Origin of the sequence: Clostridioides sp. ZZV15-6383 (assembly GCF_020657735.1) — a bacterium.
Classification (GTDB): domain Bacteria; phylum Bacillota; class Clostridia; order Peptostreptococcales; family Peptostreptococcaceae; genus Clostridioides; species Clostridioides difficile_D.
In genome coordinates this window covers 1-2630 of sequence record NZ_JAGWCV010000113.1, presented here as the reverse complement: position 1 = coordinate 2630, position 2630 = coordinate 1, and the positions used below count along the sequence as shown (strand labels likewise).

The 2630-nt window shown below is 28.1% G+C and carries 1 protein-coding gene and 1 pseudogene; both read right to left on the bottom strand.

The features are described 5' to 3' along the window. Positions 1–491, bottom strand: a pseudogene (locus KGF42_RS18850) (N-acetylmuramoyl-L-alanine amidase); the annotation flags it as partial. A gap of 463 nt (positions 492–954) precedes the next feature. Further along, a partial coding sequence (locus KGF42_RS18845; protein WP_227826891.1) for an N-acetylmuramoyl-L-alanine amidase occupies positions 955–2630 on the bottom strand: 1676 nt, incomplete at its 5' end.

The window sequence follows — 2630 nt, the reverse complement described above, 5'->3', positions numbered from 1 at the left end:
TTATTTACATCTTTTCTTGAAGTTATATCTTCAATTATACATTCCTGTGTTACATTGTAGTCTTTTAAATTTAATCCCATCTTTTCTAGGTCCTGTTTATTTAAAGTTTTAGGATTATTTTCACTGTTTATTGTTATCCCTTGTAATTCCCAGACATTTAGATATTCTGGGTCTTGATTATAATTGATAGTTCCTTCATATGAACCAGTTGATTGATTGTAATTTAGAGTTGTATCTAATGGCATATCATAACATTTATATTTTAATGTAATGCTATCTGCATCTGGTTTTTCTTTAAATTTGACGCTAACTTTTGATGTGCTACCTAAAACTATACTTTTTTTCTCCAAGTTTATATTTAAATCTGCATTATTTTCCATAGCATTAGATTCAGTAGCAAATGCCATTGTAGGTGCAACAATTGCCATTGAAAGAATTCCTGTTGTTATTAATCTTGCATTTTTTTTCATATTAATCTCCTTACTTAACATAAATTTCTAATTTGTTTTTTAGTATTTTAACATTTAAAAATATGTCAAAGTGTATTTCCTAAAACTATAAATAAGTTTATAAAAAACAAACTTATAAAAAACAAAAAATAAAAAAATTAAATATATTTAATACATTTAATTAATTTCACTATATCACTTATTGCTATAAAAATCCATAAAAATCTATAAAAAACACATAATAACACATAATAGTTGAATTTTTATTATCTTTTTCAGATGAATAACACAACTTTTGATAGCTAACTATAGTCTTTGTATATATAAATCCTTTATACTTACACTTAACTACAAAAAGACTGCATATACACTATTTTGCACTTATATGCACAATGTATATACAGTCTTTATTACTATCATAATTATGTTCTTATTTTATAGATTTAATCTAAATTTAAAACTGTGAATTAGTTTATATTAAATTTTTGAGTACTTTCATTCTAGACTATTTTAATGAATCTTCAATACCTTTACCTATTTGTGTACCCATTTCTTTTACTTTACTTGATGTATTAAGCAAGCTCATATCTTTCTCATTATCTAAAAATGCACATTCTACAAGTACAGCTGGCATATCATTAGTTCTTAAAACATACAAATAATCTTTTGTAGGGTCAGTTGATAGTGTTCTTATTTTTGTACCTCTATTCTTTAGATTGAACTTTTCTAAAATTCTATTTAATATATTTGTAGCTAGAGTCTTAGTAGTTCCCCCATTTTTATCTTTAAGTTTATAAAATACTTCTACACCGTTTCCAGTTGTATCAGAAGCATTATAGTGTATACTTGTAAATAAATCTGGTCTCAAAGAATTAGATAAAGCAGTTCTATTTCCAAGAGATAAAGTCTTATCTGTATCTCTTGTCATGATTACATTGATTCCCTTTGAACGTAAATACTCAGTTGTTGCAAGTGAAGTATTTAAAGTATAGTCTTTTTCTTTAATACCTCCCAACGATTTACCTGTTGTTCCAGTATCCGAACCACCATGTCCTGGGTCAATCATAACTGTCTTAGCTCCATTAGTTCCTGGGTCTGTTGGAGTTGTATTGTGTTTAGATAATGATGATGCTATAGAACTCATTACCTTAGAAGTCAATCCTCCTCCTATTTTGTATACCTTATTAGCTGATTTAGCTTCTAAATTTTCTTTATGGTATGCAGACACATACGTTTTTGGTGTTATAAGTATTGGAGATTTTAAATTAGCAGCCAATGGACCTGCTGCTAAAGCATCAACAAGCACATCTGATTTAGCCACTAAAACAGCTTCTAATTCATCATCTGTATAGAATTTTTTTATTACATTTGCATTTGTCTCATGTCTATCTGCTCCGTATACTCTATTATTAGTAACACTCTCCTTAGTTATTCCATTTACCTTATTTATAACATTTGTTGACAACATTTGAGGACCACCTATAAAATAAGCACTTTGTAAATCCTCACTCTCTAGCCACTTATATGTATTATTTGTAATACTATCTTTATCAGTTAATATAATTGGTTGCTTATCTTGACCTGCTTTTGCTGCTATAGTAAGTGCATCTACTTCTCCACCATTAGCATTTGTTATGTACACTTTCTCTACATCGTGATTTTTATCTATTTCTTTTGCTATCAATAGAGATGTTTCATATCTATTAGAGCCATTTAGACGTGTTTGACTAGTATTTACAGTCGATTTAATTTGATTAGCAGTAGTTTTAGAAATAGAATTCTCATTTCCAATTATAATTACATCTTTAGGGTTTAGACGCTTTAATTCTGATTTTACACTAGCAGGAACATTATTTTTTTCAACTAAAAGTATTGGTGCATTATATGTAGTTGCTAATGGAGTTGATATAATTCCATCAATACTTACATCTCCATTTATTATAACTACCTTGTCTGAACCATTTTTCCAACCCTCTTTACTTATTTTAACTGCTGTTTCATATCTATCACTTCCTGTAAGTTCTGTGATAGGTGCAGAAGTCTTTCTCAAATACTTATTTACATCTTTTCTTGAAGTTATATCTTCAATTATACATTCCTGTGTTACATTGTAGTCTTTTAAATTTAATCCCATCTTTTCTAGGTCCTGTTTATTTAAAGTTTTAGGATTATTTTCACTGT